This is a genomic window from Stenotrophomonas sp. BR163 (assembly GCF_047520985.2).
Classification (GTDB): Bacteria; Pseudomonadota; Gammaproteobacteria; order Xanthomonadales; family Xanthomonadaceae; genus Stenotrophomonas; species Stenotrophomonas sepilia.
In genome coordinates this window covers 94,780-119,802 of record NZ_JAXBRE020000010.1, presented here as the reverse complement: position 1 = coordinate 119,802, position 25,023 = coordinate 94,780, and the positions used below count along the sequence as shown (strand labels likewise).

The window sequence follows — 25,023 nt, the reverse complement described above, 5'->3', positions numbered from 1 at the left end:
TCTCTCTACGCGCAGGGGCGGCCATTGGATGCAGCAGGCACTGTGCATCCAAGCATCCGCGCCCGCCGTATGACCTGAGCCTCCCTACCGGATGAACACCATGCGCACTGCCTGGCTGCTGCTGTGCCTGCCCCATGCCGCGCTGGCGGCGCCCTGGCTGCGCAACGAGGGCGTGGCCACCTCGGCGCAGGGCGATCTGCTCTATCGTGAAGTGCACTGGCGGCGCGGCCCATCGGAGGGTGCCGAGCGCTGGGTGCTCTATCAGTGCCCGGATGGCCGCCCCTTCGCCCGCAAGCATCTGCCGGCCAGCGCCCGCCCGCAGGCCCGGGGCTATTCGCTGCAGGACAGCCGTAGTGGGCAAACCGCTGAAGTCGACGCGAGTGGCGAGTCGGTGTCGATCGCCTGGAAAGAAGATGCCGCCAGTGAGCTGCGTCAGCGTCGGCTTGAATTGGCACCGGATGCGGTGATCGACACGGGCTTCGACGCCGCGGTGCGCCAGCATTGGCCAGCGCTGCTGCGAGGTGAACGCATCAGCCTGCCCTTCCTGGTGCCGGGGCGGCAGCGCTTCTTCCCGGTGCAGGTGCGGCGTACCGGCCCTGTTCGCTGGCAGGGCATCGACGCCCAGGCCATCGAGGTCAGTCTGGACACGTGGTACGGCGGCATCGCGCCGCGCCTGTCGCTGGTCTATGCCAGCGCCGACCGCCGCCTGCTGGAATTCCGCGGAACCAGCAACCTGCGCGATACCCGCGGCACCTACCCACAGGTCACGGTGCGCTTCAGCTCGCCGGTGGCCGAGCGGCCCGCCAGCGAATGGCAACAGGCCTGGGCGCAACCGCTGGTCGAACGCTGCAGCGTGATGCCCAAGTGAAGCCGGAATTTTCCACAGTCGGCCGCATCCATTGCGCGCACTGCTGCGTAGAGGAAGACACGACACCCGCCGAGATCCGCCATGGCCTCTGTAGCGCCCCTCCCCCGCCGGCGCTGGCGCCTGCTGCGCACCCTGAAGCGCTGGGTCGACACCGGCACCGCTGCGGACCACGCCGCTGGCGAGCCCGGACGCATCGACTGGCTGCGCGCCGTACCGTTCGCGTTGATGCACCTGGCCTGCATCGCGGTGATCTGGGTAGGTATCTCGTGGACGGCAGTGATCGTCGCCGCAGCCCTCTACGCAGTGCGCATGTTTGCGATCACCGCCTTTTACCACCGCTACTTCTCGCACCGGACGTTCCAGGCATCGCGAACGGTGCAATTCGTGTTCGCGGTGATCGGCGCGTCCAGCGTGCAACGTGGGCCGCTGTGGTGGGCGGCCCACCATCGCCATCACCATCGGCATGCCGACCAACCGCTGGACCCGCACTCGCCGCGCGAAGGCGGCTTCTGGCGCAGCCACATGGGCTGGTTCCTCACCCGCGAGGCATTCGCCACGGATCTATCGCGCGTGCCTGACCTGGCGCGCTTCCCCGAACTGCGCTGGCTGGACCGCTTTGATACGGCGGTGCCGGTACTGCTGGCTGCCGTGCTGTACGCACTCGGCGCCGGCCTGGAGCGCTGGGCGCCCGGACTGCACACCTCTGGCCCGCAGTTGCTGGTGTGGGGCTTCTTCATTTCCACCGTGGTGTTGTTCCACGCCACCGTTACCATCAACTCGCTGGCCCATCGTTTTGGCCGGCGGCGCTTCGAGACCCGTGACGACAGCCGCAACAACCTCTGGCTGGCGCTGCTTACCTTCGGTGAAGGCTGGCACAACAACCACCATTTCTTCCCTGGGACCGTCCGCCAAGGGTTCCGCTGGTGGGAGATCGACCTGACCTGGTACGGGCTGCGCGCAATGGCGGCCATGGGCCTGGTGAGGGGGCTCAAGCCCATCCCCGAGTGGGTACTGGCCAAGGCGAGGTACTGACATGCGCATCGCGATCATCGGCTCCGGCATTGCCGGCCTGGCCAGTGCCTGGTGGCTGGACGGCGAACACGAAGTGACGCTGTTCGAGGCCAACGATTACCTGGGCGGACATACCCACACCCATGACGTGCAGGTGGACAGCACGCGCATGGCGGTGGATACCGGTTTCATCGTCTTCAATCCCCTGCACTACCCACTGCTGACGGCACTGTTCGAAGAACTGGGTGTGGCCTCGCAGCCGACCACCATGAGCTTCTCCATGCACAGCGAGCGCAGTGGCGTCGAGTACAACGCCACTTCGCTGGATGGCTTGTTCTGCCAACGTCGCAACCTGGTTTCGCCACGCTTCTGGGGAATGCTGGCCGACCTGCGCCGGTTCTACCGGGATGCGCCGCTGCTGCTGGCGGAAGACGAAGGCCCGACACTGGGCCAGTACCTGCGCGGCCAGCGCTACGGCACCGCTTTCATCGACGAGCACCTGCTGCCGATGGCTTCGGCACTGTGGTCGTCACCGACCGCCACGGTCATGCAGTTCCCGGCCCGCTACCTGGCCCAGTTCATGGCCAACCACCAGATGCTGCAGATGACCGGGCGCGCACCCTGGCGGGTGGTCAGCGGTGGCTCGGCACGCTATGTCGATGCCCTTCGCGCCCGCTGGCGGGTGCGTGAGCGGCTGGAATGCCCGGTTCACTCGGTCGAACGCATGCCCTGGGGCGCGCGCGTGCACAGCGCGGCCGGCGTGGAGGGGTTCGACGAGGTCATCCTGGCGTGCCACAGCGACCAGGCGCTTGCCCTGCTGCGTGACGCCGATCAGGTCGAACGCGACGTGCTCGGCGCCATCCGCTACCAGCCCAACGAAGCAGTACTGCATACCGATGCATCGTTGCTGCCGCGCAACCGCAAAGCATGGGCTGCATGGAATGCACACGTTCCCAGGGATCCAGGCGCGCCCTGTACGGTCAGCTATTGCATGAACCTCCTGCAGGGCCTGCCCGGTGACACCCCGCTGGTCGTAACCCTCAACCGCAGCGAGGCGATCGATCCGGCCAAGGTGCTGCGCAGGCTGCACTATGCCCACCCGGTGCACGATCATGCCGCTATCCGCGCCCAGCAGCGCTGGGCAGAGCTGCAGGGCCGCCGCCACACCTGGTTCGCGGGCGCATACTGGGGCTGGGGCTTCCACGAAGACGGCATCCGCAGCGCCCGCCGCGTGGTGGACGCGATGCGCGAGTGCACTGCGCACCGTGACAGCGTTGCGCCCGGCGAGGTGGCAGCGTGAGTGCCAGCGCACTCTACTTCGGGCAGGTGATGCACCGACGGCATCATCCGCAGCCCCACGCGTTCCGCTATCCGATCGCGCAGCTGCTGCTCGATCTGGACGAGCTGGAGACCGTGTTCGCGGGGCGCTGGCTGTGGTCGGTCAATCGCCGCAACCTGGCCGAGTTCCGTCGCAGCGATTACTTCGGCAATCCCGCACAACCGCTGGCCGATGCGGTGCGCGATCATGCTGCGGCTACCCTGGGCTATCGGCCTGCCGGCCCGGTACGCCTGCTCACCCATCTTCGCTTCGGCGGGCACGTATTCAACCCGGTCAGCTTCTACTACTGCTACCAGTCCGATGGCAGCACCCTGGACTGCATCGTCGCCGAGATCACCAATACGCCCTGGAAGGAACGGCACGCCTATGTGCTGCCAGTCGCCACGGCCACCCACGAAGGCGCCTCGCTGCGCTGGCGGTTCGACAAGCGCTTCCATGTCTCGCCCTTCATGCCGATGGATTGCCACTACGACTGGCGGTTCAACCGCCCAGATGATGATCTGCGCGTGCACATGCAGGTCTGGCGCCAAGGCGTTCGCCAGTTTGATGCCACCCAGGCCATGCAGCGACACGCCCTGGACGGCCGCGGGCTGGCCCGGGTCCTGGCCTGCTATCCCTTGATGACCCTGCAGGTGATGGCCGCCATCCACTGGCACGCGCTGCGGCTGTGGCTGAAACGCAACCCCGTGCACGACCACCCTGCCCTTGCCGAGAAACCGCGATGAACTTGATGACTCCCCTGGTCGCCCTGCCACGTCCCGGCGCCTTGGATGCCTTCCTGCGCCGCCGCCTGCTGCAACAGCTTGCCCCCATGCGCGACGGCCGCCTGTGCGTGCGTGATGCACTCGGCGAAGTCTGGCTGGGCGATGCCCATGGCGAGCTGCATGTGACCGTCACCATCGATGACCCGGCGTTCTACCGCAAGGTTGCAGCGCAAGGCAGCGTGGGCGCAGGTGAAAGCTACATACAGGGGGAATGGCACTGCGATGACCTGGTGGCGCTGATCCGGCTGCTGGTACGCAATCGCGACCTGCTCGACGGCATGGAGCGCGGCCCGGCCCGCGTGGGTGGCTGGCTGCTGCGCGGCTGGAACCGCCTGCGCCGCAACAGCCGTGAAGGCAGCCGCCGCAACATTGCCGCGCACTACGACCTTGGCAACGACTTCTTTGCCCTGTTCCTGTCGCCGGACCTGATGTATTCCTCAGCCCTGTTCGACACAGAAGACGAGTCGCTGGAATCCGCCTCCCGGCGCAAGCTGGACCGCATCTGCCAGCAGCTCCAGCTCAAGCCGGGCGATCGCGTGGTGGAGATCGGCACCGGCTGGGGTGGTTTTGCGCTGCACGCGGCGCAGCACTACGGCTGCCACGTCACCACCACCACCATCTCCGCCGAGCAGCACGCGCTGGCTGCCCAGCGCGTGCAGGCGGCCGGCCTGCAGGACCAGGTCACGCTGCTGATGCAGGACTACCGCGACCTGCAGGGCCAGTTCGACAAGCTGGTGTCGATCGAGATGATCGAAGCCATCGGCGCAGAATACCTGGACACCTACATGGCCACGCTGCAGCGCCTGCTCAAGCCTGATGGCGTTGCCCTGCTGCAGGCCATCACCATCGAGGACCATCGCTACGAGCAGGCCCGGCGCAGCGTAGACTACATCAAGCGCTATGTGTTCCCCGGCAGCTTCATTCCGTCGATCAACGCGATCATGGCCGCCAAAACGCGGTCCAGCGACCTGCAGCTGATCGCCCAGCAGGACTTCGGTCACTCCTACGCGCTGACCCTGCGCGCCTGGCGCCAGCGCTTCCTCGCCCGGTTGCCCGACGTGCAGGCGCAGGGCTTCGATACGCGCTTCTGCCGCCTGTGGGAGTTCTACCTGGCCTACTGCGAGGGCGGCTTCCTGGAGCGCTCGATCGGGGTCTCCCATCTGCTGATGGCGCGCCCGGGGCATCGCCCGGGCGCCTCATCGGGCCAAGGCAGCTGAGATGCGCAGGTTCTGGCCCAATCTGCTTGGCAACCAGCTGGTCTGGCTGTGCGCCGTAGCCGGCGCCGGGCGCGGTTGGCAGTGGCCGGCGTTGCTGGCAGCCTCTCTCTACATCGGCAGCCAGCTGCTGACGTCGCCGCAACCGCGGCTGGACCTTCGGTTGATGGTGTTGGCACTGGCCTGCGCATGGCTGGTCGATGCCAGCGCTGCCGCCAGCGGCACCGTGCGCTACGCCGCCGCCCCGCTGGGCTGGGTGCCGCCCCCCTGGATCATGGCGCTGTGGGCCGCGTTCGCGATGACGCTGACCACCTCGATGCGCTTCCTGCTGCGCCACCCGGCCTTGCCGGCTCTGTTCGGCCTGCTGTTGGCACCGCTGGCCTATCTCTCCGCAGCGCGCGGTTTCGATGCGGTCCGTTTCGCCACACCCACGTGGCAGGGCCTGCTGGTGTTGGGTGCGGGCTGGAGCATCGCGCTCTCGCTGTTGTGCGTCACCGCTCGTCGCGGCTCTCGCACCACCCCGCCCTCCCTGGCCGGAGCATCGTCATGATCAATCTGCTGTGGGTACTGCTGTATGCCGTGCTGGTGATGAGCTGGGGCTGGGCCTGGCAGCGCCGCCACCAGAACATCGGCGTTGTCGACGTGCTCTGGGCCAAGTGCGTGGGTGCCTCGGCCCTGCTGCTGGCGCTGCTCGGCGATGGCGCGATGTTGCCTCGGGTTGCGTTGGGCCTGCTCGGCGGCCTGTGGGGCAGCCGGTTGGCGCTGCACCTGTGGCGCCGGGTCCGCAGTGAACCCGAAGACGGGCGCTACCGTTATCTGCGCGAACACTGGCAGAGCCACCAGGGCAAGATCTTTGGCTTCTTCATGGCGCAGGCGCTGCTGGTCGTGCTGTTCGCTCTGCCCTTCGTTGCGGTGGCAGCCAATTCCCATGCCGGCCTGACACCGTGGACAGTCGCCGCAGCACTGGCCTGGCTGTTGAGTGTCGGCGGCGAGAGCCTGGCCGACCGCCAGCTCGCACGTTTCCGCGCCGACCCGGCGAACAAGGGCCGCACTTGCCGCGAGGGGCTCTGGCGTTATTCACGCCACCCCAACTACTTCTTCGAGTGGCTGCACTGGTTCACCTATGTGCTGCTCGCCGTCGGTTCCCCCCTGTGGTGGCTGGCGTGGGCCGGGCCGCTGCTGATGTATCTGTTCCTGCGCTATCTCAGCGGTATCCCCTTCACCGAGAAGCAGGCGTTGCGCAGCCGCGGCGACGACTACCGTGCCTACCAGCGCAGCACGCCGATGTTCTTTCCCTGGTTCCCCCGTTCTTCCAAGGAGCATTCCGCATGAGCGCGATCCCGTCACTGAATCCGGCCGAAGATGCGGAAACCGGGCTGATCGCCTGGGCCGAACGCGGGCTGGTTCCCGATGCGGCGCTGCGTGCCGGCATCCGGCGCCTGTGCGCGCAACGCCTGCACGAGGAATCGGCGGGAGGTATCGAGGCACAGTCCGCACGCTTCAGCCGTCGCATCGCAGAACTGACCGACAGTCCGCTCGCATTGCATACCGACGCGGCCAACCGCCAGCACTACGAAGTTCCCGCGGCATTCTTCCAGGCCTGCCTGGGCAAGCGGCTGAAGTACAGCAGCTGCTACTACCCCACCGGGCGCGAAACGCTGGACCAGGCTGAGGAAGCGATGCTGGAACTGTATGGCCAGCGCGCCGGACTTGCCGACGGCCAGCAGATTCTCGAACTGGGCTGTGGCTGGGGTTCGCTGACCCTGTGGATGGCCGAACGCTATCGGCAGGCCAACATCACTGCGGTGTCCAACTCGCACAGCCAACGCCAGCACATCATGGCGCAGTGCCAGGCAAGGGGCCTGCACAACGTCGAGGTGCTGACCTGCGACGTCAACCAGCTTGAGCTGCCCACGGCACGCTTCGATCGCTGTGTCTCGGTGGAAATGTTCGAACATGTGCGCAACTACCAGCGACTGCTGGCGCACATCGCGCAGTGGCTGAAGCCCGACGGTGCGCTGTTCGTGCACATCTTCGCCCATCGCACGCTGATGTACCCGTTCGAGACCGAGGGCGGCGACAACTGGATGGGGCGCCACTTCTTCACCGGCGGCCTGATGCCGGCCGCCGACACGCTGCTGCATTTCCAGCGCGACCTGCGACTCGATCAGCGCTGGCTGCTGGACGGCACCCACTACCAGCGCACCGCCGACCATTGGCTGGCCAACCAGGATGCGGCCCGCGAGGCGGTGATGCCGGTACTGGTCGCAACCTACGGCCAAGCGGCGGCGAAGATCTGGTGGCAGCGCTGGCGCATGTTCTGGATGGCCTGCGCCGAGCTGTTCGGCTACGACGATGGCCAGCAGTGGCTGGTTGCCCACTATCTGTTCCGTCCCCGTTGAGGTGTGACATGCGCATGCGCTCCCTGCTTCCCCTGCTGGCCTTGAGCCTGTTCGGTTCCGGCTGCAGCTCCGGCGATACCCGTCCCCTGCCCCGCCCGCCCTCGGTGGACGTGCCGCGCTTCATGGGCGACTGGTATGTGATCGCCCACATACCCTCATGGCCGGAGCGCGAGGCCTTCGACGCGGTGGAGAGCTATGCACTGCGGCCGGACGGGCGCATCCAGACGACCTTCACCTATCGCAAGGGCAGTTTCGACGCCCCGCAGAAGTCCATGCACCCGGTTGGACGGGTCGAGAAGAACGGCAATGGCGCGATCTGGGGCATGCAGTTCATCTGGCCGATCCAGGCCGAGTATGTGATTGCCTGGCTGGACGACGACTATGGCCAGACCATCGTCGCACGCAGCAAGCGCGACTATGTCTGGTACATGGCACGTACCCCGCACGTATCGGACAGCGACTACCAGCACGCCGTGCAGCGCATCGCGGCCATGGGCTACGACACCGGCAGGCTCAGGCGCGTGCCGCAGTCGGTGCGATAGATTGCGCTACCGCCCACTACTCGGCTCGCGGGTGACCAGGCACCCCGGCGTGACGCGTCACATTAATGTCCTGCCAAAGGGTGCCGGCAGCCCTGCAACCCAGGCCAGCTGTACCCAGCGAGAGCGCGCCAGGGCACTGGGTCCCCGCGGCTTTCAACCTGACGATATGTCCCGCCCATGGATCAGCACTTATCGATGGAGCTCATCCATCGATCTTTAGGAATAGTCGTAAAAACGCAACAAATTCGATGTTCGACGCGACAGCGGCGCCAGAATGGTGGCCACGCCCATGGGCGCTGATCACCTCCCGCGCATGAATGGATTTCCTGCACCGCGCCGGCTTCGCCTGGCGCTCCTGGACGACCATGAAGTCGTCCGTCGCGGCACCGCCCTGCACCTGTCAGGCGATCTCCGGTTCGACATCGTCGCCAGCCATGGTTGCAGCGACGCGCTGATCGACAGCCTGCACCGCTTGCCCGTGGATGTGGCCATCATCGATCTCACGCTCGCCCGTGGCGACCTGGGCGGCATCGAGCTGGTTACGCTGCTCTGTCGCGAATTCCCGCGCACACCAATGCTGGCCTTCGCCACGCTCTGCCCCACCACGAATCTCAACAGCCTGATCGATGCCGGACTCAGTGGGTTCGTCAGCAAGGCCGAACCCCTTGCGGCATTGTCCGACGCCATCGTGCGCGTCTTCCAGGGCCTGATCCGGATTCCGCCGGACGTCAGGCTGGCCGGCGATCGTGGCGAGCTCAGCCGCAACGAGCGGGAGGTACTGGAGCTGCTGCTGGAAGGCCTGACCGTATCGGAGATCGCGCTGCGCCGGCACCGCAGCATCAAGACCGTCAGCACACAGAAGGTCGCGGTGCTGCGCAAGCTGGGATTGCGCAGCGATGTGGAGATCTATGCGCTGCGCGAACGGCTGGAGTCGCCGTGAGGCGCCATGCGCCATTGCGTCCGTGCCTGCTGATCCGGGGGTTGCTGGTACTGCTTCTCCTTCCCGCCGCGTCGGCGGAAGATATCCGGTCACCACGCTGGCTGCCGGGCAGCAGCGTGCGGGTCTCCACCGCTCCGTCCCTACGCCCCGTGCCCGCGGCGATAGCCGATCCGTCATCACCGCCGACGCTCGCCCATGGCTACGCCAACCTGGTGGCGCGTCACGCCCAACTCAGCTTCCTGGAACACCCCTATCCGACGACCGCCGCATCAATCCTCGCTGTATGTCATCACGAGGCCGACCTGGTCATGGTGTTTGGCGGCGCGAGACACCAGAAGCTGCCCTGCCCCGACCTCGCCGCGTCCAGCCGCTTCCGGGGTGGCGCCACCCTGCTGGCAGGGCGCGCCGGCGAATGGCTGCCACGGGAGATACGCGAGCTCGACGGCCGGGTGGTGGCCGTCGTTGAAGGCGGGCCCTACGCCGGCTGGCTGCGCGCGCATCATCCTCAGATCCGGCTGCAGCACCTGCCTGATCGGTACGCAGCATTGACGGCAGTTCAATCCGGCCTGGCCGACGTGGCGATTGGCCTGGAATCCACGCTGCGCCCGCTGGTTCGACGCCATTTCAACGGCAGCCTGCGCCTGCAGCCATTCGACAGCGACTTCTCCACCGACCTCTACCTGCTCGTCCGCCAGGAAGACCAGCAGCTGCTTGAACGCATCGGACAGGCGTTGCGGGAGATCACGCTGGAGGAGCATGCGAGCCTGCTCCACCTGTGGGCAGGCCAGACCCTGCCAGCGGCGGCGGGAAACGCACTGGACTGGATGCAGGCCTCGCCCCCGCGCGGCTGGCTGCTGCTGCCCCCTCTGCTGGTCGCCCTGTTGCTGTGGCCCATGACCCGTCACCTGCGGGTACGCGGCGACCACCGCAGCGCGCAGGCCATCGGGATGATCAGTCACGAGATGCGCAATTCGGCACAGGCCGTACTGGCCTCGATCGAGCTGCTTGGACGATCGACACTGCCGAAAGGCGAGCGCGATCTGCTCGCCGCTGCCAGCAGCGCCGGCCAATCCCTGCGCGGCCTGTTGAATCGCGCACTGGACTTTTCGCGCCTCGCCAGCGGCGCTTTCAGGCCGCATGCACAAGCCTGTGATGCGACCCGGCTTTGCCGGCAGGCACTGGAGGCCATTCGGCCTCAGGCGCAACAGAAAGGCCTGCAACTGCATCTTGATGCCCCGACCGAACCCTCGCCGATCATTCGGGTGGACATTGATGCGCTACGCCAGATTGCCAGCAATCTGCTGGCCAATGCGGTGAAGTTCAGTGATATCGGCGGCATCGAGCTGCGCCTGCGACTGCTTCCAGTAGCGCGGCCGCAAGAGCTGCTGCTGGAGGTGATCGACAGCGGGATCGGGATCGCGCCCGCACAGGTAGCCGAACTGTTCCAGCCTTTCCATCAAGGCAGCGGTGGGCATCAGCGTGGCGGTAGTGGCCTCGGGCTTTCCATTGCGCGCGAGCTGGCACGTGCGATGGGGGGCGATCTGACCGTGCACAGCGTCCTCGGTCGCGGCAGCCGCTTCATCCTGCGCCTGCCGGTATGCGCTGCTGACTCTGCCGAGAGTGTCCGGGACATGCCCGTGGAGGGCACGCCACTGGCCGGGCTACAACTGCTGCTGGTGGAGGACCACGCACTCAATCGCCACGTCATTGCCGAACAGTTGCGGCGCTGGGGCGCCGAGGTATGTGCCCTGGAAGACGCGGCCAGCGCGCTGGCCGAACAGATACGCCACCCCCGCCCTGCCGCGCTGATCGACATTGGGCTGCGTGGCATCGATGGCTACGCATTGGCACGCGAACTGCGCGCCCGTAGTGGGCATCCGGTCCGCCTGATCGCCTTGTCTGCCCGCAGCGGACGACGTCACCACGCACGTTGCCGCCGCTCGGGTTTCGACGCGATGCTGGCCAAGCCGCTGCACGCCGCCGAGCTGCTCGCTGCGCTTGGCATTCCCGTGCCGGAGAGCCTGGACGCGCTTGAGCAGGCGACTGAAATGGACGCGGCCTACAGCGCCGACATCTGCGATGAACTCGGCAGGATCGAGCGGATTGTCGATCATGCAGACGCATCGGCGCTCGGTCATCACGCGCACCGATTGCAGGGCGCACTACAGATGCTGGGTCAATGCGAGCACGCCGCCGTCGCGGCCGAGCTGGTCGATCTGGCGCAGGACGCCACGCCAGACTGGACCGACGCACGTCGCCTGCTGTGCGTACTGCAGGCCGGACAGGGCGCCCGCGTCGCGGGAACCCTGCCCAACCCCTTGATCACGCGGCCAGACGCTCAACCTGGCGACGGGTCAGGTCATTGAAGCGACCCAGCGACATCAGGTGCTGGTGGATCAGTGCCAGCCAGCCACTGCGGTGCCACTCGACCACGGTTGCTTCCGGCAGCGCGACGAACTTCTCGACGTCCACGACCAGGAAGCCGTTGAGGTTGAACTCCCGGCCATCCGGGATACGCACGGTGGCGTTGCGCTCCACCAGCAGGCCGTTGTCGACCAGGGCCTTGGAGAAAGCCTGGGTCTGTTCGTGTTCGCGGGTGTACTGGCCGCAGAATTCCAGGGCCTGCTGCACCATCTCGGTCGCCTTGCCGTCAACGAACAGCGGCTGGCCTTCCTCGCCCCCCTTGACCACGCGCGGGCTCTCTTCGTCGATGCCCAGCAGGAAATCATTCTCCGCACCGGTGTCGATGAAGATGAAGGGGTGGCGGCGCAGGTAGGCGGGAATGTAGGCCTCGTCTTCCCACAGGCCATCCTTGATGAACAGGTTCTGGTCGGACACGCCCACGGCAGCCATCGGAACCGCGCTCGGGCCGGCAAACAGGATCGGGAAGTGGTGCAGGGCCAGCGAGAACTCGCCCAGCACCAGCGGAATGGCATTGTTGCCGGCGGCGAACTCCAGCTTGCCCGGCAGGATGCGCAGATCGGCATGCACATCGGCCTGCAGCGGCACCGGGCGGGTATAGAACAGGGGGGCGCCGCTCGGCGCCGCTTCGGTGGTGGTGTCGCTGGTGGTGGTCATGTTGGGAACCGTTCGATCATGCGCGCCTGCCATCCCGGGCACGCCAGCGGGAACAACCTGAATCCCGCATTATCAACAAGCTCGATGACAACGGCCACCCCACCGGCGAACTATTTCAGCTGCAGGGGGTAGCGCTGCCAGAGTACGTGGACCAGGAAACCGGCCAGCTCGGTGTCGCGGGCACTGACCGCCGCACGGATCTTGTCCAGCAGCACCATGTCACTGCAGGAACGCACGTCGGCATGGTTGGCCTGCCCTGCCCTGCGCGCACGATAGCGCGCCGCCCGCTGCGCATCGCTCATCGCGTACCCGAACTTGGGCGGACGACCGCGCTTGCGCGGCAGGGTCAGCTCCAGGGTTCCGGGGTCTTTGTCATCACGCATGAGAGGGGTGCGGGCGGCGGCGAGCAACGGGGGGTGCGCAATTTATCGTGAGGCATCACTTTAATCCAGCTTTTTCTACAGATTTGGTGCGATGCAGCGCCAATGTTGCCGTGTCGGTGCAGATCCATCCACGCATGGCGTGGATCTACTGCAGAGCTCGCGACCCGGTCACCCGGTAGATCCACGCCATGCGTGGATACGGAAACCCGGACAAAAAAATGGGAGCCCGCGAACGGGCTCCCTTGCCTTCTTCATGCCGCGCGTACTGGCTCATAGCCGTGCAGGTGCGCCTCACTGCTGGCCCGCCCCTGGCTGAGCGAACGCAGCGAGGTGGTGTACCCCACCAGCTGCGCCAGTGGCGCGAAACCACTGACCTCGGCACGACCGTCCTGGTCCTCGATGCGGGCGATGCGGCCATGGCGCCGGTTGAAGTCGCCGACCACATCACCCACCGACGCCGACGGCGAATGCACCGTCACCGCCATCACCGGCTCCAGCAGCTGCGTGCCACCCTCGGCCAGCGCCGCCTTGATCGCCTCGGCGCCTGCGCGATGGAACGCCATCTCCGAAGAGTCCTTGGCATGGGTCTGGCCATCGACAAGACTGACCTCGATGCCGACCACCGGATGTCCCTGCGGACCTTCCGACAGCGCGGCACGCACGCCCTTTTCCACCGCTGCGATGAAGCTGCGCGGCACCACGCCACCGACGATGCGGTCGTTGAACAAGACAAGGTCGTCGTCGCGCGGCGCCACATCCAGCACCACGTGCGCGAACTGGCCCTGGCCACCGGTCTGCTTGACCAGCCGCCCGACGACACCGGTCATCGGGCGCATCGGCGTCTCCTGGTAGGCCACGCGTGGCGCACCCACGGCCACCTCGACCTTCCATTCGCTGCGCAGGCGCTCGACCATCACTTCCAAGTGCAGCTCGCCCATGCCCCAGACCAGGGTTTCACCCGTTTCCCGGTCCGTTTCCACACGGAACGAGGGGTCTTCCTGGGCCAGGCTGGCCAGCCCCTGCGCCATCCGGATCAGGTCCGCCGCACGCGCCGGCTCCAACCGCCAGGCCAGCACCGGCGCCTGAGCCTGTATGTTCTCCAGGCGCAGCGGCTGCGCACGGCTGCTCAGCGTCTCGCCACTGACCGCATCCTTCCAGCCCAGTACCGCGACGATGTCACCGGCCACGGCCTGCTCGATGTCATGGGTCTGGTCGGCCTGCACCCGCACCAGGCGACTGACACGCCGCCCTTGCAGATGCTGCGAACTGGCCACCGCGTCGCCCACCTTCAAGGTGCCCGAGTACAGCCGCACGAAGCTCAACGCGCCGTGCTGCTGGTGGGTGATCTTGAACAGCAGGCCTGCCAGTGGACCGTCCGGATCCGGCGGCAGCATCACCTCGCCCTCATCGCTTTCGGCGCTGACAGCAGGGCGATCCAGCGGCGACGGCAGGTAATCGACCACGGCATCCAGCAGCGTCTCGATGCCCTTGTCCTTGAACGCAGCACCGGCCAGCACAGGCACGCCTGCACCTGCCAGCGTCGCCCGGCGGATTGCCGCCCGCAGCGCCCCGGCATCGATCACGCGACCTTCCAGCCAGGCATCGGCCAGTTCTTCGTCATGATCGGCCACAGCTTCGACCAGCGCATCGCGCTGGGCCTGCCATTGGGCCCGCGCCGCTTCGTCCCACGGAGTCACCGTGGTTGCGCCGTCCTCCTGCCACTGCAGCACGCGCTCATCGACCAGATCGACCCAGCCGTTGAAGCCGCTTTCGCTGCCCAACGGCACGCCCAACGCCCACGGCCGCGCGCGAAGCTTGTCCTGCAGCTGCTCCAGCACGCGTTCAAACGAAGCGCCTACGCGGTCCATCTTGTTGACGAAAGCGATCAGCGGCACGCGATGGCGACGCGCCTGGCGCCACACCGTCTCGGACTGCGGCTGCACGCCGTCCACGGCCGAGAAGACGGCCACGGCACCGTCGAGCACGCGCAGTGAACGTTCGACCTCGATGGCGAAATCGATGTGGCCGGGGGTATCGATCAGGGTCAACCGATGCGGCGGCAGGTCGCGCGGTGCCCACTGCGCCTGCACGGCGGCCGCGCCGATGGTGATGCCCCGTTCGCGCTCGATTGCCGAGAAATCGGTGGTCGCATTGCCGTCGTGCACTTCGCCGACGCGATGGATCTCGCCGCTTTTCCACAGCAGGCGTTCGGTCAGCGTGGTCTTGCCGGCGTCGATGTGGGCAATGATGCCAAGGTTGCGACGGCGGGAAAGGACTTGGGTGTTCATGAGATAGGTTCCTGCAAAGCCAACTACGGGGGCCGCGCACCCCGGTTGGCGACAGGGTGCGCGGCTAGCGTTCGGTCTCAGCGATCTGGTGCATGGCACGCTCTCCTTGCGGTACGTCGGGTTAGGGAAATGAAACTGCAGAAACGAAAAGAGCGCCCCGAAGGGCGCTCTGTGGATGATCCAGCGATAGCCGCTTCAGCGGCCCTGTGGAGCTCCAGGCAGACACGCCCGTTCCGCACTTGCGCGGGTCAGGGTGAAAAACTTCAGGAGCGGCATCCGGTTCATGCGGCGCATTCTAGACCTGCCAATCTGGCGCGCAAGTGAATATTGCACACATAAATGGAACGATGAGGCCGACAACGATAGGGGTCCAACGATAGGGGTCAGATCCCTTTGCCCCTCGCAAAGGGATCTGACCCTGGCAGCCCTCACTTGCAGCCGTGCAGCTTGCGCGCCTCGGCCACTGTTGCAGGCTGGTCATCCCCCATCGACATCCAGCCCTTCAACGAAATCGCCGGGTCCACGTGCGGCAGCCGTGGGCCACCATGAATCACGACCTCGATCCAGCTCCCCACCGGCGCCAGCTCGGACAGGCGTGCCGCCTGATCATCTTCGGTGCTGAATGTGTCGTCCGGGCCCGCCGGCGGCGTGGTATTCACGGTTTCCGTCTTACGGGTTCGGACCCGAAGAGCACCATCCGGCAGCCGCTGACTGATCACGTCGTAGCGCTCGATACCGTATGCCCAGCTGTTCTCGCCAACACTGCGGGTCTCGCTACCGTCATCCGCCACGGTTACCACCTCGCCGGCCGGCCCGACAACGCCCGCGACAGCCCCCAAGCCGGACATCAGTGCCTGATAGACGATCATCTGCCGCTGCTCGGTAGTCAGCGCCCCGGCCTTGAGCTTGGCGGCAGGAATCTGCAGGTACGCCGCTTCACTGCAAAGCACAAGTACCTGCTGGTCGTCCCAGCTCACCGACATTTCCTCGTTGGCAAAGTACTGCGTCTTCATCGACGTCACTGCGGCACCGTCGCCACTGGAATGCCGGGTTTCGATCAGCGAGGCATTCTCGGCCGCGTTGGCCAGCGAAACCTGGGAGGTCGACGCTGCATGGGCTGCGCAAACGGAAGCAATCATCGCGGCAAGCAGCACGCTGCGGGTAACGGTGCGGAACATGGCGTCAGTCCATTGAAGAAAGCGAAGCCTCCATGATACCCGGAGCAACCTGGCGGACGTTCGCTCAGGTCACCACCACCAGCGGCACCCCACGAAGCGGATGCTCCAGCACCACTACATCCTGCTGGTACACGCGCTGCAGGTTGTCTTCGGTGAGCACCTGCAATGGCGTGCCATCGGCCGCCACCGTGCCCTGCTCCAGCAGCACGATGCGGTCGGCATAGCCTGCGGCCAGATTGAGGTCGTGCAGGACCACGATCACGCACGCACCGGCTTGTGCACAGGCACGCACACTGCGCAGCGTGCGCTCCTGATGGCGCAGATCCAGCGCAGCAGTGGGCTCATCCAGCAGCAGCAATGGCGTGTCCTGTGCCAGCACGCGCGCGAACGTGGTCCGGGCGGACTCACCACCGGACAGCTGCTGCACCTCGCGCAGGCGCAACGCCTGCAGTTCAGCGGCATCGATCGCAGCTTCCACCTGGGCGTCATCGGTGACCGGGTCCGGCGGATGCGGCAATCGCCCCATCGCCACCACTTCTTCGACGCTGAAAGCAAAACGCACGCCGTGCTCCTGCGGCATTACCGCGCGCTCGCGCGCCAGCGGCCCCGCCTTGTAGCTGGCCAGCGGCCTGCCCAGCAGGCTCACCTCGCCCGCATCGGCGCGCAGGTCGCCGGCCGCGACCGCCAACAGCGTGGACTTGCCCGCACCGTTCGGGCCCACCAGTGCGGTCACCGTACCTGGTTCGAACGCCAAGGAAATGCCGTGCAGGATCTCGCGTTGCTGGCGGCGCACCACCACCTCGTGCAGCTTCAGCAGCACACTCATGGCACCGCCTTGCGGCGCTGCTGCAGCACCAGCCAGAGGAAGAACGGCGCACCCAGCGCGGCCGAGAACAGGCCCAGCGGAATCTCCGCGGGCGGATCCAGCGTGCGCGCGGCCGTATCCGCCACCACGATCAGCAGTGCACCCAGCAGGCCGGACAACGGCAGCAGCCAGCGATGACCGGGACCCACCAGCAGGCGCGCCACGTGCGGCACCACCAGGCCAACGAAGCTGATCGAGCCCGCAAACGCCACCGCCGCCCCCACCAGCAGCGCGCTGAACGCCACCAGTCGGCGCCGCGTGCGGGTCACATCCAGCCCCAGATGCTGGGCCTGGCGCTCGCCCAGCGCCAGCATGTCCAGCGGCGTTGCCAATCGTTGCAATGCGAACACGCCAATCGCAAACAGCGGCACCACCGCCACCACATCGGCCCAGTTGGCACGTGCCAGCGAGCCCATCTGCCAGAACACCAGCGACTGCAGTTCGCTTTCGCTTGCGATATAGGTGAGAAAACCGATCAGCGCCGAACAGAACGCCGCCATCGCGATACCGACCAGCAGCAGCGTCGCATTGCCACTGCCCTTGCCCGGCCGCGCCAGCGCATAGGTCAGGCCGATGGCCAGGGCGCCACCGACGAAGGCGGCAACCGGCACCAGCCAACCTGCGGCACCGGCAGCGCCGAGAACAATGGCAGCGACTGCCCCGAGCGCAGCACCTTGGCTGACACCGACGATGCCGGGGTCGGCCAGCGGATTGCCGAACAGGCCCTGCAGGCTGGCACCGGCCATCGCCAGCGAGGCGCCAACCATTGCGCCCAACAGGGCGCGCGGAATGCGCAGCTGCCAGACCACGGCCAGGTCGCGACTGCTGACCGCCTGTGGATCAAGCAGGCCCAGCTTCACCGCCAGCGCCTGCATCACCTCCAGCGGTGGCAACCGCAACGGACCCACGGCGAACGACGCCAGCACTGCCCCCAGCAGTGCCAGCAACACCACCATCAACATCGCCCGCCCGCGACGGCGGCGCCGATCCGCCGGACTCATGCCTTCGGCAACGCTGCCAGGGCCTTGGCCAGTGCCAGCGCGCCCGCACCAGAACCCACGCTGGTGTACTTCAGCTGCACATCCGGCATCACCCAGACCCGATTGGCCTGCCCGGCCGGGGTCTGCTTCAGCGTCGGGTATGCCTTCCACAGGCCCTCGGCACCGCCGAACAGCTGCAGGTCATGCTCGGTCACCAGGATCACTTCCGGTGCCGCCGCGACCACGCCCTCATTGCTCAGCTGCGAGTAATTCTTCACCCCGGCCTCGGTACCGATGTTGATGCCGCCCGCCAGGGCGATCAACTGCGCCGACGCGCTGTCGGCACCTGCAACAGTGGGCGAGCCGCCAGCGCCGGTTGCCGAAACGTGAATCAATCGTGGCGCATGGCCCAGGCCCTTGCCAATCGCTGCAGCCTCGTCGAGCTGACGCTGCACCTGCGTGGCCAGTGCTTGCCCCGCTTCGGCCAGCCCTAGTGCCGCAGCGACCTTGCGCACCTTGTCCGGCGCCGGCTGCAGGTCATCGATGACCACCGCCGGCTCGCCCACCTCGCGCAGCTTTTTCGCCAGCTCGGTGTGGCGGCGCAGGCTGTTGCCGAGGAACAGCGAGCCCTGCAGGCTCAGCACGCCTTCCACGCCCGTGGTGCGGTTGAACAGGAACTGGTGCGGCGCGGCCAGGCCGGGCTGCGTGGTGGTGTTGGTCGGTGCCGCGTACACCTGCTGGCCCAGGCCCAGTGCCTCGATCACTGCGATGACGTCGTCGCCCCCGGCGATGATGCGGCTGGTGTCGGCAACCTCGACGTCTGCGCCATCGTCGGAATGCACCTGGGCCGGCAGCACGGCCTTCTGTCCGTGCACGGAGGGCAGTTCGGCACCGGCCACGCGCTGCCAGCCTGCCGGCAATGCGGTTTCCGCAGCGGCGGTTGCGGCGGGCGGCTCGGCGGCCTTGTGGCCATCCGACGGCGTTGACGAGCCACTGCAGGCAGACAGCGCCAGCGAAACAGCCAACGGAAGTGCACACGGGCGCAGACGGGACGCGATGTTCATGGACGTTCTCCTTGCTGGCAGGGCGACGCGCACGCCGCCCTGCCCTGTGACTTACTGCTTCGGGGTGATGCGGGTGATGCGATCACCCTTCGGATCTTCGGCGCCACGTGACTTGTTCACCGCAAACACGTTGCCCTTGCCGTCGGCACGCACATGGTTCGGAAGGGTGCCGCCATCGAGGTTGGCCACCACCTTGCCGTCGCCGTTCACCACCGTGACCGTACCGGCGCCACGATTGCTGACATAGGCCAGGCCGGAGGCATCATCGAAGGCGACGTTCAGCGCGCCGGCGCCGACCGGCACGTCATGCAGCACCTTGCCGGAAGCCACATCGACGATCAGCAGGTTGTCGGTGCCCTGCGAGGCCACGTACAGGCGGTTGCGTGCTGCGTCGAAGGCCACGCCAGAGGCGCTGATCGAATTGCCCAGGTCGATGACCTTGTCGACCTTGCCGCTGGCCACATCGATCACCGCCGCCTCCGGCGTGCCGATGCTGACGGTGAACAGCTTGCCACCCTTCTCGTCCAGCACCAGGCTCATCGGCGTGAACTTGCCATCATCCACGCCGGACTCCAGCGTCACCGGCGGCAGCTCCTTGAACGTCTTCGCATCGAACACCGACAGGTGGTCCTCACCCGTGGCCGAAGCGAACACCTTGCCATGGGTGCCGTCGACCACCACGTCGCGCGCATGCGGCACGGTGTCGACAGGGAACTGGTGGACCAGCGAGAGGTCCTTCTGGCGATAGACCGCAATCGAATTCTGGCGGGTATTGGTCACCCAGACATTGCCATTGATGTCATCCACGCCCACACCGTAGACCGCATAGACCGCGCCGTTGGTGCTGCCCGGCACCTGCGCCGGGGTGATCGCCCTGGTCACCTTCAGCGACTTCGGGTCCAGCTTCAGCAACTGCGACTGGGTCACCGGCGGACGGCCCACCGCCGAGGTCACGAACACCGCATTGCTGGCGGCGCTGTAAGCGGACTGGTACAGGCCCGGCACCAGCTTGTTGGACTGGGTGGCGAACTGCGCCTGGCCGGACAGCGGCAGCTGCGGCGACACGCGCAGCTTCAGCACCGTGGCCGCAGCCGGCTGGCTGGCGCGCACCACCACCGGGTGGGTGCCCGGCACCGCATCGGCCGGAATGCTCAGCTGGGTCTTGAAGTTGCCATCGGCATCGACCTCCAGCGGCTGCGTGTTGAGCACGCTGTCGCCACGCAGCAGGCTGACCTTCTGGCCCGGCACGAAGCCACGACCAACTACGTCGGCAGTGCTGCCGGGCACCACGTTCTCACCGCGCGAGACAACCTCACCCTTGAAGGTGGCGTTGGCCGGTTGATCGAACACCGGCTGGGCGGTGGCGGTCACCGCCAGCAGCAGACCGGCGGCGAGAGAGGTAAGGCGGAAAGACGGACGGAACGACATGGCAGGCTCCTTGCACACGTAGGCCGCGCCGCGTGGCGCGGGATTCATCGGTTGCCTGGGCCGCTGCACGCCGGCAGCCTCGCCTGGGTAGTGGGGTCGCACGGCATGGCGTGCGAAGGCATTCATTCGGCGGCGCTGTCCCCGCCACTGGGCGCGCCATCGCCGGCGCTGCGGTCGGACACGCCATACAGTTCATGCAGCGCAGCGTGGAACGATGCGGGCAGCATCGGGCCGTGGCCGAGGCCATCGAACTCGCGGTACTGCACGCTCAGGCCCGGCACCCTGCCCAGCCGCTCGGACAACTGCATCGCCGCATCCGGGGTGGCGCCACTGATCCGGCGCAGGTGCGCAACCACGCGCGGGTTGCTCATATCGCGCTTGCCGCGATCACCGACCCGCTCGGCGCCACCCAGCATCAGCCAGAGCTTTGCCGGCTGGCCGTGCACGTTCTGCACGAACTGCTGCTCCGGATCACCCAGCGCCGCGCCCTGGCTCCACCACAGCGACGGACTGGCTGCCAGATAGGACTGGAACGCGGCAGGTCGCGTGTACAGCGCATTGAGCACGAATAGCCCGCCCAGCGAATGGCCCCACAGCGCCTGCTGCTGCGTATCGATGCGTGCGCGTCGCTCGACTTCCGGCTTGATGCGGCGCTCGATCACATCCAGGAAAGCCGCAGCGCCGCCGCCGACTGCCTGGGTCGTGCCGCTCTCGTCGTCGGCACGGTCGATCCACGCGGTGTAGTCGAAGGTACGCGCCTTGGAATCGATGCGCAGGTCGTTGTCGTAGCCGATCAGCACCAGTACCGGCGGTGCCTTGCGCGCGGCCAGCTCGGCCAGCAGCGACTGGTCCAGCACCATGGCCACTGCATTGCCATCCAGCGCGTACAGCACCGGGGACGGGGTCTTGCCGGCCCTGGCCGGAATCGCCAGGTTCACCCGCCAACGGCGCTGCTGGTCCGGGCTGTCCACCACGAAACGTTCAAAGCGATAGCTGGCCGCCGGCTCGTCCAGCACGGTGTGGCCGATCTTCTGCAGCGGATTGCGCTGCTGCGCATGGGCGTAGGGCGTGACCATCAGGACCCCCATCATCAGGGCGGCCATGCCGCGGGCCAGTGGACCACGGCGCAAAGGCGGGACGAAATGCTTCATCAGCGGCGGCAGGAGCGGCCGATGGCCGCCGGTTCACAGGGGACCGCAGTCTACCTTAAACGCGAATGATTATCACATCGATCGAACGTCACGCTGTGTATCACGCGCGCGATGCGTTCATTTTCCCGGTTGCGCCGAAAACGCCGGATCCACTATTTTGCCGGACAGCGGGGCGCAGGAGCGCCCTTCCCTCGCAGGGCTGCGGATGGATGGGCAATCGAGCCGCCGGCCGCGCCCTGTCCTTTGCCAAACCCATCCACGCATCGCGTGGATCTACTGACCACCATCCACGGGAATGAATCCCGTGACTGCGAGAACACCTTGAAGCGCACCGCCCTGATCGCCCTTTCCCTCGGCCTCCTTGCACCGCTGGCCGCCCATGCCGCACAGGACCTGCCAACGCTCTACCAGGCCTTTGAAGAGGCCGGCAATTCGTCTCTGGGCATGGACGAACTCAACCAGACGGTGACATTCACTGCCGTGGCCCTGGGTGTCTCCAGCAACCTGGCGGGCGAGCCGCTGATCGAGGCCGGCGACGACCAGGGCAATGTCCTGGCCCGGCTGACCAGCGACGACGAACAGCAGGCGGCCAAGCTGGGCGCACTGGAAGAAGGCGCGACTTTCACCGCAAGCTGCACGCTGCAGTTCAGCTCGGGAACGGATTACCTGTCCTTCGGCGACTGCAGCATCAAGTAAGAAGGAAGCCGGCGAAACGCCGGCTTCGTTTTCCCGCCCTGTAGAAGTCGAGCCATTCTCGACTCACGCAGTCTCACGGCCCCGCAGGCACCGGGCCGTAGACGTTCTCCTGCGGTGTGCCCGGCAGCAGCGCGAACACGAAGATCACCAGGCCACCGAACGGAACAAAGGCCAGCAGGTACATCCAGCCCGACTGGTTGCAGTCGTGCAGGCGGCGCACGGTGACGGCGATGACCGGCACGAACGTCGCCAGCCAGAACACGACGAACAGGATGATCGACGCGATGCCCAGCACGTCGGACTGCATCACCAACCCGGCGATGAGCGGGACCATCAGGACGGCCGAGACGATCAACAGGAACAGCTGGAACATCCAGTACTCGCGACGGTTGGCACGGCCCTCGAACTGGGCGTAACGCTTCAACGGCAGAATCATTTCCTGCACGGCATCAATCCTTGAAAAAGTAGCCGCGCAGTGTGCCAAAGGAGCGCCCGCAGGACAATGTGGTGACGAACCACACTCGACTGCGATTACCCCTGTAGAGCCGAGCCATGCTCGGCTGCTGTTTCCGCAGGTGCTGCTGGATCGGTCCAGAGCGGAGTCGAGCGTGGCTCGACGCTACATGAGCCGACTCAACGGCCCTTTGCGGCCCTCGCCGCTTCACGCTCGGCACGCAGGCGATCAAGCTTTTCCTTCAGCTTGATCTCCAGGCCACGCGGCACCGGGTTGTAGTACACCCGTTCGCCCATCGCATCAGGGAAACCGGTCTGGTCCAGCGCGATGCCACCTTCAGCATCATGGTCGTACTGGTATTCGGCGCCATAGCCCAGCTCCTTCATCAGCTTGGTCGGCGCATTGCGCAGGTGCAGCGGCACTTCTTCGGTACCGCTCTGGCGCACGTCGGCCTTGGCCTGGTTGAACGCGGCGTAGCCAGCGTTCGACTTGGCGGTGCTCGCCAGGTACAGCACCAGCTGGGCGAACGCGAGCTCGCCTTCCGGGCTGCCGAGCCGCTCGTAGATGTCCCAGGCTTCCAGCGCCATGCTCTGCGCGCGCGGATCGGCCAAGCCGATGTCCTCGATGGCCATGCGGGTCAGCCGACGCGCCAGGTAAGACGGATCGCAGCCTCCATCGAGCATGCGGGTCAGCCAGTACAGCGCGGCATCCGGGTTGGAGCTGCGCACGGATTTGTGCAGCGCCGAGATCTGGTCGTAGAACTGCTCGCCGCCCTTGTCGAAGCGGCGGGTACGATCGGCCAGCACCTGGGTCAGGGTCTGCGGGGTGATGCGGCCACCTTCCCCGCCCGCCAGCTCGGCGGCTATTTCAAGAAGCGTCAGTGCGCGGCGTACGTCACCATCAGCGGCAGTGGCGATTTCCAGCAGCAGCTCGGGCGCAACCTCGATACCCTCTTCGCCCAGACCGCGTTCGCGGTCGCCCAGCGCGCGTTCCAGCGCTTCGACGATATCGGTTGGCGATACCGCTTCCAGCACGTGCACGCGGCAACGCGACAGCAGCGCCGAGTTCAGCTCGAACGACGGATTCTCGGTGGTGGCACCGACGAACAGGATCGTGCCGCGTTCGATGTGCGGCAGGAACGCATCCTGCTGCGCCTTGTTGAAGCGGTGCACCTCGTCCACGAACAGCACGGTGCGCCGGCCCTCAGCGAAGCGCTGTGCGGCCTCTGCCAGCACCTGACGCACTTCCGGCAGCCCGGACAGCACCGCGGAGATGGCACGGAACTCGGCATCGGAGTACTCGGCCAGCAGCAGTGACAGTGTGGTCTTGCCGCAGCCCGGTGGCCCCCACAGGATCATCGAGTGCACACGTCCGGATTCGACTGCACGGCGCAATGCGCTGTCCGGCGCCAGCAGGCGCTTCTGCCCGACCATTTCGTCGAGGGTGCGCGGGCGCATGCGCTCGGCCAGCGGGCGCAGGTGCTCCCGATCAACGCTCAGCAGATCGGGACCGGGGAAGGAAGTGGAGCGATGTCTTGGCACCCGCTTATTGTACCGCGAGAGCGTGACGGCGATTCCGGTAGTGCCGGCCGCTGGCCGGCAGATCAAAATTGCGTCAACCAAGGGTGACACCCACCAAGGCGGTGCCGGTTGACACCCACCGGACCAGGTAGCGCCGGGTCATGCCCGGCATCCTCGGTCAGTTACCGATGACGTCCGTGCCCTTCGGCGGGGTGAAGCTGAAGGTGCCGGCAGCAAAGCCTGGATTGCGCTTCCAGCCACTGAAGCTGATCACGGTGCGCTGTCCGACCGCGTCGGTGATCTCCATCTTGGCCAGGCCCTGGGCATTGAAGCCCAGCGCGGCGTACTGGAAGCTGGCCTCGGTCTCGCGCTTCGGCGACAGCGACAGCCACTGCAGGCCGTCGCGCTGCGCGGCCTCTTCGCTGACGTCGTACTGCTGTTCCAGCAGCGCCGGGTTGATCAGCGCGGTCAGCGGGCTGTTCTGCTCTTCCTTGCCCTGCTCGCGCACGGTGGCCTGCTCCAGGTCCGGCTCGTACATCCAGACTTTTTTACCGTCGGCCACGATCAGCTGTTCGTGCGGGCGCACGTATTCCCAGCGGAACAGGCGCGGCGCCGACAGGGCCACGCGGCCACTGGTCGATTCCTTCACCTTGCCGCGGCTGTCGAACACCTGCTGGCTGAACTGGCCATCCAGGCCCTTCAGGCCACTGGTGAAAGTCTTCAGGTCATCGCGGGCACCGGCCCAGGCACTGCCGGCAGCGGCACAGGCGACGGCCAGGGTAGTCGTGGCAAGGAAACGGCGGAAGCGGAAGTTCATGCGGGAATCCTGTGGGCGCGGGCGCCAGGAAAGGTGGTTGC

At 66.5% G+C, this 25,023-nt stretch carries 24 protein-coding genes; 12 read left to right on the top strand and 12 right to left on the bottom strand.

Annotation, left to right across the window (positions count from 1 at the left end; genetic code table 11):
- Positions 1–100 precede the first annotated feature (100 nt).
- From ACM0PY_RS10855 to ACM0PY_RS10805, 11 genes are all read left to right on the top strand, one after another.
- Positions 101–868, top strand: a complete 768-nt coding sequence (locus ACM0PY_RS10855) for a hypothetical protein (RefSeq protein ID WP_031269076.1) — start codon at positions 101–103, stop codon at positions 866–868.
- Positions 869–949: 81 nt separating this feature from the next.
- A complete protein-coding gene (locus ACM0PY_RS10850) occupies positions 950–1,900 on the top strand; it encodes an acyl-CoA desaturase (protein WP_180885770.1) in 951 nt (316 codons plus the stop codon).
- A 1-nt stretch (position 1,901) separates the two neighbouring features.
- Positions 1,902–3,179: an NAD(P)/FAD-dependent oxidoreductase gene (locus ACM0PY_RS10845; protein ID WP_180885768.1), complete on the top strand. Its 1,278-nt coding sequence runs from the start codon at positions 1,902–1,904 to the stop codon at positions 3,177–3,179.
- Positions 3,176–3,943 (top strand): DUF1365 domain-containing protein, encoded by a 768-nt coding sequence (locus ACM0PY_RS10840; protein WP_088497487.1) that lies wholly within the window; start codon positions 3,176–3,178, stop codon positions 3,941–3,943. The genes ACM0PY_RS10845 and ACM0PY_RS10840 overlap by 4 nt, the downstream gene beginning before the upstream one ends.
- Entirely contained in the window at positions 3,940–5,199 is a 1,260-nt protein-coding gene (locus tag ACM0PY_RS10835) for an SAM-dependent methyltransferase (RefSeq protein WP_180885766.1), read from the top strand. Before ACM0PY_RS10840 ends, ACM0PY_RS10835 begins: the two co-directional genes overlap by 4 nt.
- Before the next feature lies 1 nt (position 5,200).
- The gene (locus ACM0PY_RS10830; protein WP_180867940.1) at positions 5,201–5,746 is read left to right on the top strand and encodes a DUF2878 domain-containing protein; all 546 of its coding nucleotides are present in this window, start codon (positions 5,201–5,203) and stop codon (positions 5,744–5,746) included.
- The gene (locus ACM0PY_RS10825) at positions 5,743–6,528 is read left to right on the top strand and encodes a DUF1295 domain-containing protein (RefSeq protein WP_134970215.1); all 786 of its coding nucleotides are present in this window, start codon (positions 5,743–5,745) and stop codon (positions 6,526–6,528) included. The genes ACM0PY_RS10830 and ACM0PY_RS10825 overlap by 4 nt, the downstream gene beginning before the upstream one ends.
- Positions 6,525–7,598 carry an SAM-dependent methyltransferase gene (locus ACM0PY_RS10820; protein WP_134955169.1) on the top strand — a complete coding sequence of 358 codons (1,074 nt, stop codon included), beginning with the start codon at positions 6,525–6,527 and terminating at the stop codon, positions 7,596–7,598. The genes ACM0PY_RS10825 and ACM0PY_RS10820 overlap by 4 nt, the downstream gene beginning before the upstream one ends.
- Positions 7,599–7,606: 8 nt before the next feature.
- Positions 7,607–8,140, top strand: a complete 534-nt coding sequence (locus ACM0PY_RS10815) for a lipocalin family protein (protein WP_134970214.1) — start codon at positions 7,607–7,609, stop codon at positions 8,138–8,140.
- Positions 8,141–8,429: 289 nt separating this feature from the next.
- Positions 8,430–9,080: a response regulator transcription factor gene (locus ACM0PY_RS10810; RefSeq protein WP_235646847.1), complete on the top strand. Its 651-nt coding sequence runs from the start codon at positions 8,430–8,432 to the stop codon at positions 9,078–9,080.
- Positions 9,077–11,446, top strand: coding sequence for an ATP-binding protein (locus ACM0PY_RS10805; protein WP_235646848.1), 2,370 nt, complete (start codon positions 9,077–9,079; stop codon positions 11,444–11,446). Before ACM0PY_RS10810 ends, ACM0PY_RS10805 begins: the two co-directional genes overlap by 4 nt.
- Here ACM0PY_RS10805 and ACM0PY_RS10800 read toward each other — a convergent pair.
- The 9 genes from ACM0PY_RS10800 to ACM0PY_RS10760 all read right to left on the bottom strand — a co-directional run bounded on the left by ACM0PY_RS10800 (position 11,403) and on the right by ACM0PY_RS10760 (position 21,495).
- A complete protein-coding gene (locus ACM0PY_RS10800; RefSeq protein WP_053496662.1) occupies positions 11,403–12,158 on the bottom strand; it encodes a SapC family protein in 756 nt (251 codons plus the stop codon). The genes ACM0PY_RS10805 and ACM0PY_RS10800 overlap by 44 nt on opposite strands.
- A gap of 110 nt (positions 12,159–12,268) precedes the next feature.
- Positions 12,269–12,541 (bottom strand): hypothetical protein, encoded by a 273-nt coding sequence (locus ACM0PY_RS10795; RefSeq protein WP_005409616.1) that lies wholly within the window; start codon positions 12,539–12,541, stop codon positions 12,269–12,271.
- Positions 12,542–12,792: 251 nt separating this feature from the next.
- Positions 12,793–14,829, bottom strand: coding sequence for an elongation factor G (fusA, locus tag ACM0PY_RS10790; protein WP_180885764.1), 2,037 nt, complete (start codon positions 14,827–14,829; stop codon positions 12,793–12,795).
- Positions 14,830–15,257: 428 nt separating this feature from the next.
- Positions 15,258–16,007: a hypothetical protein gene (locus ACM0PY_RS10785; protein ID WP_069138580.1), complete on the bottom strand. Its 750-nt coding sequence runs from the start codon at positions 16,005–16,007 to the stop codon at positions 15,258–15,260.
- A gap of 64 nt (positions 16,008–16,071) precedes the next feature.
- Positions 16,072–16,833, bottom strand: coding sequence for a heme ABC transporter ATP-binding protein (locus ACM0PY_RS10780; RefSeq protein ID WP_180885762.1), 762 nt, complete (start codon positions 16,831–16,833; stop codon positions 16,072–16,074).
- Positions 16,830–17,873: a FecCD family ABC transporter permease gene (locus ACM0PY_RS10775; RefSeq protein ID WP_164229446.1), complete on the bottom strand. Its 1,044-nt coding sequence runs from the start codon at positions 17,871–17,873 to the stop codon at positions 16,830–16,832. Before ACM0PY_RS10775 ends, ACM0PY_RS10780 begins: the two co-directional genes overlap by 4 nt.
- A complete protein-coding gene (locus ACM0PY_RS10770) occupies positions 17,870–18,916 on the bottom strand; it encodes a heme/hemin ABC transporter substrate-binding protein (protein ID WP_235646849.1) in 1,047 nt (348 codons plus the stop codon). The genes ACM0PY_RS10775 and ACM0PY_RS10770 overlap by 4 nt, the downstream gene beginning before the upstream one ends.
- 51 nt (positions 18,917–18,967) lie before the next feature.
- Positions 18,968–20,344 carry a YncE family protein gene (locus ACM0PY_RS10765; RefSeq protein WP_134970209.1) on the bottom strand — a complete coding sequence of 459 codons (1,377 nt, stop codon included), beginning with the start codon at positions 20,342–20,344 and terminating at the stop codon, positions 18,968–18,970.
- A 122-nt stretch (positions 20,345–20,466) separates the two neighbouring features.
- Entirely contained in the window at positions 20,467–21,495 is a 1,029-nt protein-coding gene (locus tag ACM0PY_RS10760; protein ID WP_134970208.1) for an alpha/beta hydrolase, read from the bottom strand.
- A gap of 321 nt (positions 21,496–21,816) precedes the next feature.
- Between ACM0PY_RS10760 and ACM0PY_RS10755 the strand changes: the two genes are divergently transcribed.
- The gene (locus ACM0PY_RS10755) at positions 21,817–22,191 is read left to right on the top strand and encodes a hypothetical protein (RefSeq protein WP_061478682.1); all 375 of its coding nucleotides are present in this window, start codon (positions 21,817–21,819) and stop codon (positions 22,189–22,191) included.
- A gap of 73 nt (positions 22,192–22,264) precedes the next feature.
- Here the strand turns inward: ACM0PY_RS10755 and ACM0PY_RS10750 are convergent, their stop codons facing one another.
- From ACM0PY_RS10750 to lolA, 3 genes are all read right to left on the bottom strand, one after another.
- Positions 22,265–22,636, bottom strand: coding sequence for a DUF805 domain-containing protein (locus ACM0PY_RS10750; RefSeq protein WP_026346975.1), 372 nt, complete (start codon positions 22,634–22,636; stop codon positions 22,265–22,267).
- A gap of 188 nt (positions 22,637–22,824) precedes the next feature.
- Positions 22,825–24,102, bottom strand: coding sequence for a replication-associated recombination protein A (locus ACM0PY_RS10745; RefSeq protein WP_227836677.1), 1,278 nt, complete (start codon positions 24,100–24,102; stop codon positions 22,825–22,827).
- A gap of 241 nt (positions 24,103–24,343) precedes the next feature.
- A complete protein-coding gene (lolA, locus tag ACM0PY_RS10740; RefSeq protein ID WP_005413289.1) occupies positions 24,344–24,982 on the bottom strand; it encodes an outer membrane lipoprotein periplasmic chaperone LolA in 639 nt (212 codons plus the stop codon).
- Positions 24,983–25,023: the final 41 nt, after the last annotated feature.